We start from the raw sequence: 7,789 nt of genomic DNA, 5'->3' as shown, positions 1-7,789 counted from the left end.
CCTCCGACTCCGGCACGGCCGCTCCGAGCTGTCGAGCAGAGACAGCCGGTCTCACGGCGGCGGACACCGCCACCACCACCGCCGCCACCTGCGGCAATTGCGATCCCGGCACCCAGTGCGACAACGCCCAGAACGGCACCTAAAACAGCCGGGTCAAAATTAGAGGAGTCGATGACCAGCGCCCCGGCATCAGGAATGGTTTCATAAGCGGGAACGATCGGGGTTGCCCCCGCTGTTGCGCCGGTATCGACAAACGCGGCATGTTCGATCGGGTGGGTGCCATCATCAAAAATCAGTTCGCTGTGATTCCCCTTGCCATCTGTATCGAAGAAACTGTGATAGCGGACGGTGCGTCCGTCTTTCATGTGAATAACAAGATCATTCCCCACACGCTCATAGCGGGTGACCACGTCACGGGTCGCGTGTACGCGTACTATGCTGATTTGATTAAGAGTTACGTCCTGACTGGCGTTTGAAACCTGGGAGATTACTGCACCATTAGTACGAGAAAGAATATCAATAACAACGCTACCGTTCTGAGCCATGTTGTACCCCTGTTACGCCAGTTGTTGTCCATACACGCTAAACACCGCTCTTCCTTTTCAGGTAAAAAGCGGTTCAGCGGGTAATGAAGACCATTAAGAAAAATGGATAAACTTCCAACTGGTGTGAGGTATTGCCACAGGCTACAAAACAAACAAAAACGGCTGTTATTAAATTTATATATTTTTTAGGGGCTTTGGTTAACCATCATTTCGGTATTTTTTCCCGAAACTCCATAAGTTATATGCATGATTTGAGTTAATCGCCATAAAAAGACATAATCATTAAGATTGAAATAATTCATTAAAAAAAGTCAAACCATCAGTTTGACAGATGTTAAATTTTGGTTTAACACTATGCGGATAATTTTATTATTATAAAAAACAACAAATTAATAAATTACCCACATAATATACATGGTGTTATTGTTAACAAAATTAAGCAACAGACAGTCAGATAATCAATCAAATTAACTTATCAATTGTGTGATCGCCTTGTAGATTTTATGGCAAAAGGGTATTTGGCAAACACATAATTAGGACTATGCGCAATCACAGCACTTATGCTTTCTGATAAAGTGTCCGCCCAGTGCGTCTGTGGGCGGATAAAGGCTTAATTTTTTAAACGCAAAGGGATTTTCACAACATGCCTCACGGCCCGATAACTGCACCGCCCTCGCAGGAAATGTTCGCTGAACACATTTCGCAACCTGGCTTTAGCGGGTTCTGCGCTGACCGGTTTATCGCGCAGGTCAGCAGTTTATCTGTTGCATCAGGTTGCGTTGCGGCAACGATGTTGTGTACCACTGTTTGTGCAAAAACCGTCGTCCGCTAAAAGCGTCATTACAAGAATGAAGGAAAAAACTCATCATCATGGCTGGTAAATATTTATCGCTGACATCAACCAATATCACGCGATTCTTTTGGTTGTTCATTTTGTTACTGGCTATGGGGCTCGGCCTTTACGGGTATAACTACACCAATGCTTATCTGAACGACAAACTGCGCACGGTGCAAAATACCGCTGACTTGCTGCAAAAGCGCATCGATAAGTATCGCTACATGACCTACCAGATTTACGACAATTTCACCGGCCAGCCTATGGCGGCGGATGCCGTCAGTGCGCAGGAAATCCGCCTGCGTCAGGATATGTATTTTGTCTCCAAACCTCACAAGAAAACTGATGCGCTGATTTTCGGTGCACACGACAGTTCCACGCTGGATTTAACCCTGAAAATTTCATCCTTCCTGGATGACCAGTGGGGCTCAACAACTCACCCTTATTCGCTGTATTACCTGAACGGTCAGGATAACAGCATGTTGTTGATCACCACGGTGCCGCTGCAGTTGCAAGACTCCCGCCTGAAGGAAAACTATTTCACCAGCACGCTGCAATCACGCCGTGCCGAAATGTTGCAGCAGGCGAACACGCTGGACGAACGCGAAAGTTATTCTCCTCTGCGCAAATCGCGCCAGAGTAACGACTATTCCTTCTCCCTGCGCACCACCTTTAATAATCCGGGACATCTGGCGACCGTGATTGCCTTCGATTTACCGATGAGTGATCTCATCCCTTACAGTATGTCGAGAGATAATTTCCAGCTTAATGGCAACACCACGGCGGTCAATGAAGGTGATCCGGCCGATGATAATCCGGCGGCCAGCAGCATCGTGATGCAGGGATGGTCGCTGGTGTTTGATGTGCCGCTGAGAAATTCACCGCTGTCACTCACCTACCACGTTCCGCTGTTCAGCCTTGTGGTTGATCTTTCACGTAATAACTTCTGGCTGATCCTGATTAACCTGTTCCTGATCGGGCTGGCGATGACCAGTATCTATTTCATTCGCCATCAGTACATCCGCCCGAGCGAGAATATGGCGGCACAATTACAGATGCAGCAGGCGCTGAATCAGGAAATCATTTCGGGTCTGCCGCTCGGTTTACTGGTGTATAACTTCAGCAACCACAGCGTGATCCTCAGTAATAAAATTGCTGACCAGTTATTACCGCATCTGAGTCTGAACAAAATTGCCAATATGGCCGAGCAGCATCACGGCACGATACAGGCGACCGTCAATAACGAAGTTTATGAAATCCGCATGATCCGCAGCCAGATTTCGCCGGAAACTTACCTGTTTATGCTCCACGATCAGGATAAAGAAGTGATGGTGAACCGCACGCTGCAACAGGCCAAACGTGAGTTTGAGAAGAACCTGCAGGCACGCAAACTGATGCTGCATAATCTGGGCATTGAGCTGAATCAGCCATTGCAGGAACTGAACGGGCTGGCCGTGGCGTTAGTGGAAGAACAGAAACCGGAAGAACGTCAGGCGCTGGAAAGCAAACTCCTGAGTGAGTCGCGTAACGCGCTGACGCTGGTTGATAACATTACGCTGCTGACCCGTCTGGAAACTCAGGACTGGCAACCGGCGAACGATAAGTACGTGCTTTCAACCCTGGTAGATGAGCTGTTGCTTGAGGCCCTGCCCCGCCTGAATCAGAAAGGCCTCGGGTTGCTGAATCATTTCCAGATTGCCCCTGAAGCGGCCTTTGTCGGCGATATGCAGGCAGTGAAGAAAATTCTGTCCCTGCTGCTCGATTATGCCATTGTTACCACATCGCTGGGCAAGGTGACCCTGACCAGCGAACAGGACGAAGATCGCCCGGATCAGCTGATTTTCCACATAAACGATACGGGTAGCGGAATTTCCAAAGAAGAATTGAGTAATCTGAATTATCCTTTCCTTAGCCAGACGTTAGTCGATCGCTTTAACCACGGTTCCGGGCTGACATTCTTCCTGTGTAATCAGCTGTGCAAAAAACTGGGCGGTCAGCTGGAAATCCGCAGCAAGCTCAACATCGGCACACGCTATACTGTACGTGTTAAACAACGTCAGGAAGCGCAGGAAATCGAAGCGGAAGACGAGAAATTACTCAATGATGTGACGGTATTACTCGATATCACATCAGAGGAAGTTCGCGGTATTGTGACCCGGACCATGAACGCTTACGGCGCGGTGTGCATCGTGGCTGACGATCGTCAGGTCGCGCGGGAATATGATGTTTTACTGACAGATAACCCGCAAAACAGTGACAAATTTACCCTGCTGCTGACTGACGATGAGTCGGGATTCCAGCAGCTTGAAAAGCATTATATTCGCGTCAATTACAACATCAGCAATGCGCTGATAGACGCAACCTTACTGTTAATCGAACAGCAATTTTCTGTATCCGATGACAGTGTTTCACCCGAAGAGCCCGGCGAAGACTCTCTCGACCTTTATGAAAAGCAGCTAAAATCAAGCGATTACTATCAGCTTTTCGTCGAGACAGTACCGGAAGATCTTGAGAAACTGTATAATGAAAACCAACGTCGTGATTTCACATCACTTTCCCAAACAGCACATCGTCTCAAGGGAGTGTTCGCTATGCTGAACCTGACCCCAGGCAAGCAAATGTGTGAATCGTTAGAACAATACATCGCAGATGGCGATGCGTTACAGATTACTGAAACCATCAACCACATTGATTCTTTTGTCTCCAGACTGCTCCAGCAAGGTAGCTAATCACATGAATAATATGAACGTAATTATTGCTGATGACCATCCTATCGTCCTGTTTGGTATTCGTAAGTCCCTTGAACAAATTGAATGGGTGAATGTTGTAGGCGAGTTCGAAGACTCAACTGCACTGGTTAACAGCTTAAGCAAACTTGATGCTCATGTGCTGATCACTGACCTGTCCATGCCGGGCGATAAATTCGGCGATGGCATCACCCTGATCAAATACATCAAGCGCCACTACCCGCAGTTATCCATCATTGTTCTGACCATGAACAATAATCCGGCGATCCTGAGTTCTGTACTGGATCTGGATATCGAGGGGATTGTGCTTAAGCAAGGCGCGCCAACTGACCTGCCAAAAGCGCTGGCCGCATTGCAGAAAGGCAAAAAGTTCACGCCGGACAGCGTGGCAAAACTGCTGGAAAAAATCAGCGCCAACGGTTACGGCGACAAACGCCTGTCTCCGAAAGAAAGCGAAGTTCTGCGCCTGTTCGCAGAAGGTTTCCTGGTGACTGAGATTGCCAAAAAGCTGAACCGCAGCATTAAAACCATCAGCAGCCAGAAGAAATCTGCGATGCTGAAACTGGGCGTGGAAAACGATATCGCCCTGCTGAACTATCTGTCTTCCGTCAGCTCCCAGCCGGTAGATAAAGACTAACGCTTCAGGGCGTTATGTAGGTTCAGACGTGAAAAAGGCACCTAACGGTGCCTTTTGTATTTTCCGACGTCGTCCGTCAGGATTGTCGCTTTCTGCGAACCAGCGCACTGTAATAACGCAGCGTATCGCGCAGGGTTTCCAGTGTGACTGGCTTGGATAAACAGTTATCCATTCCCGCTTCGAGACAACGCTGCCGTTGTTCCGCCAGCGCGTTAGCGGTGACGCCGATCACCGGTAAGGTATGGCCGAGTTCGCGCAGTTTTGCCGTCAGCCCGTACCCGTCGAGGCGCGGCATGTTGACGTCGCTGAGCACAATATCAATTTCATGCGCGCGCATGGCATCCAGTGCGTCAATCCCGTCGTTCGCCGTCACCACGATATAGCCCATCGTGCCCAGTTGATCCGCCAGGAGACGGCGGTTAATCGGATGATCATCCACCACCAGCAAGGTAATATCGCTGTAATCCTGCGCCACAGCGGATTCCGGCGTCGCTGAGCCGCCCTCTTCCGCTGTCGTCTCGAGACGGTAAATCCGGTTGAGCAGCGCAGTGATTTCCAGTGGTGTGGACGTACTATGAATCCAGTAACCCGGACGCGTTTCGACTGGCGGCCCGATATGGCCGATTGAGAATTCAATCTGTGCGGCCAGTTCGCCCTTATGGATCAGCGGCGTGTCAGTAATCAGCACATCTTCCCGCTGGCTTTGCAGTTCCGGCTCGCAGCGCTGAACATTCGCGCCGTGATAACGCATCAGTTGCATCAGGTAACTTTCCAGATAAGCATTGCGCACATCCAGCCAGACCGTTTTGTCCTGCCAGTTGTCCAGCGGCTCACCCGACGGGAAAGTGGCGTTGTAGAGCGGAATACGCACCGTAAACGAACTGCCCAACCCCGGTTCGGATTCCACCTCAATATCGCCATCCATCAGGTTAATCAGCTTTTCACAGATAGCCAGCCCCAGACCGGTGCCCTGGAAATGGCGCTGCACGCCGGTTCCGCCCTGGAAGAACGGATCAAACAGGCGGGTGATTTCGCGCTCAGGGATCCCGACGCCGGTATCGCGCACCTGAAACTCAAGATAGTTTCCGCAGGTTCTGACATTCAGAACAATGCAGCCGGTGTCGGTAAATTTAATCGCATTGTTCAGGATGTTGGAGATGACCTGTTGCAGACGCACCGGATCGCCATTGAATGACAACGGCACGTTGTGTTCGATAAAGCAGTAAAGTCCCAGACGCTTTTTCACCACCAGCGGCAAATAGTTACCGGCAATGTGAGTGATCACTTCGCGACAGGAGAATTCCTGCGGCTCGATTTTCAGCTGCTCGGATTCAATTTTGGAGAAGTCGAGAATGTCGCTGATGATTTTCAACAGCAGTGCCGACGAGTTATTCATTGCCGTCACCAGACGGTCAACGCCCTGAGGCAACCCTTGCGTTTGCAGTAAATCCAGGTTGCCGATGATACCGTAAAGCGGCGTGCGCAATTCATGGCTGACGGTTGCCAGGAACATTGATTTCGACTGGCTGGCCTGCTCGGCCGCATTAGCCATTTCCTGCAAAGACTCTTCCATTTTCACGCGCGCACTGACGTCGATCAGCACACAAATCGCCACGTCTTCATTACGGTAGCGTGAATGCACGAAACTTAGCTGGATGTTGTTATTGTTCTTGGTGATGACATCGACGAAATTGGTCTGCTGATCGCAGATGATCCGCGTAATACGCTGCCGGTCTTCCTGCGTCAGCATGCTGATATAATTATGCGCCAGTTCATTACTCAGGATGTTAACGCCATCGCTGATACGCAAAATGGAAATGCCGACCGGCGCTGAGGCCACGATTTTATGGTTGAACTGTTCATGTTCTTCAAGCCGGAATGCGTTTTCCTCGGCCGGTAAAAACATTTTGCGCTCAAAAACCCAGGCCAGAATAAACAATAACAGGCCGGAGAATATATTCAGTAAAACCGCATTAAAAATCAGGATCTTAAATCGCTCGATCACCGTATTAAACGGCATGGAATACACCACACTCAGCGAGGACGGTGTCAGCGGCTTTTTGTAGACCAAATCTTTATAACCATTTACATACCCGAAGAATGAACTGGCCTGCGGATAATCGCCCGGCGCGGCGCTGTAGTGCCCGTCCTCGGAAATCCCCAGCAGCGGCTGATCGTCTTCATCCAGCAACGTCACGGCGGTGTGCTGTGAATTCGGATTCAACAAATCTTCGGCGCGCAGATTTTGCTGAATACCCATCAGCGCTTCGAGTTTATTGCCGACATAAATCGGGGTCAGCACATACAAATTTCCGGAGTCTTTACTGCCGGACTGCGACACCCAGTACAGGCTGTTTTCTTTATCTGTGCTCTTACTGTTGCGATATTGCATAATTTTTTCATGCAATGATTTCAACTGTTCCTGGCTTTCGCGCTCGAACGGTTCGCTGCTGATACCAAAATCAACCAGACACAAACTCTCGCCACTGATGAGGAACACGCGATTGAGATCGTAGGCATCGGAAAAGTTGTCTTTCCAGTAATGGATCATGTTACCCAGCGAAGCCAGCGAATTACGGTAGCTATCATTAATCTGCGAGCAGTCGGACTCAGGGAACAATGAGAGATAAGACGGCGCCGTGTTTTTAGTGCTGATTATGCCGTTGATGATATCCAGCCCGTTCACTGAAGCGCTCAGGCGATTCTCAGCCATAAACTTAATGCTGTGCATCACATCATTGGAATTTTTGATGTAACTCTGCGCCAGATCGTAATTGAGATTGTCCTCATCGCGGATCTCGGATTCTTTGTTATGGAAAATATTCAGCACATAAAAGGTGGTCAGCAGCACACCCAGTGTCCACAACATAAGCGCCAGCACCCGGAAAAGATAACGGGAGATTTTTAGCGTTGTGCGAAACGAAGCAAGATATTTCAAGGATTAACCATTAGCAAAACGGCTCAGCGAGCGGAATGGGGATCAGGATACACTATTGCCAGACTTTCTAAAAAGCGCCGCATAATG

The 7,789-nt window shown here is 49.3% G+C and carries 4 protein-coding genes; 2 read left to right on the top strand and 2 right to left on the bottom strand.

What is annotated here, in order from left to right; all coding sequences use genetic code 11:
* Window positions 1–545 (bottom strand): BapA prefix-like domain-containing protein (locus tag HGO41_RS01995; protein WP_250980715.1); only part of this gene is annotated, 545 nt, incomplete at its 3' end.
* An 870-nt stretch (window positions 546–1,415) separates the two neighbouring features.
* On the opposite strand from HGO41_RS01995, the gene rcsD reads away from it, so the two are divergent.
* Together rcsD and rcsB are read left to right on the top strand one after the other, a co-directional pair.
* Complete coding sequence (gene rcsD, locus HGO41_RS01990; protein ID WP_013574621.1) at window positions 1,416–4,109, top strand: phosphotransferase RcsD; 2,694 nt, start codon at window positions 1,416–1,418, stop codon at window positions 4,107–4,109.
* 4 nt (window positions 4,110–4,113) lie between these two features.
* Window positions 4,114–4,764, top strand: coding sequence for a response regulator transcription factor RcsB (gene rcsB / locus HGO41_RS01985; protein WP_013574620.1), 651 nt, complete (start codon window positions 4,114–4,116; stop codon window positions 4,762–4,764).
* Between the two features lie 76 nt (window positions 4,765–4,840).
* Here rcsB and rcsC read toward each other — a convergent pair whose 3' ends face one another.
* Entirely contained in the window at window positions 4,841–7,702 is a 2,862-nt protein-coding gene (gene rcsC, locus HGO41_RS01980) for a two-component system sensor histidine kinase RcsC (RefSeq protein WP_250980714.1), read from the bottom strand.
* Window positions 7,703–7,789: the final 87 nt, after the last annotated feature.

The organism is Rahnella sp. CG8 (assembly GCF_023701875.1).
In the GTDB taxonomy this organism is placed as follows: Bacteria; Pseudomonadota; Gammaproteobacteria; order Enterobacterales; family Enterobacteriaceae; genus Rahnella; species Rahnella aceris.
This window is presented reverse-complemented; position numbering and strand designations above follow the sequence as displayed.

What these genes read in the sequence shown, in the direction of transcription:
- rcsD (WP_013574621.1), top strand. Translation starts at nt 1,416, where the DNA reads ATGGCTGGTAAATATTTATCGCTGACATCAACCAATATCACGCGATTC.
- rcsB (WP_013574620.1), top strand. Translation starts at nt 4,114, where the DNA reads ATGAATAATATGAACGTAATTATTGCTGATGACCATCCTATCGTCCTG.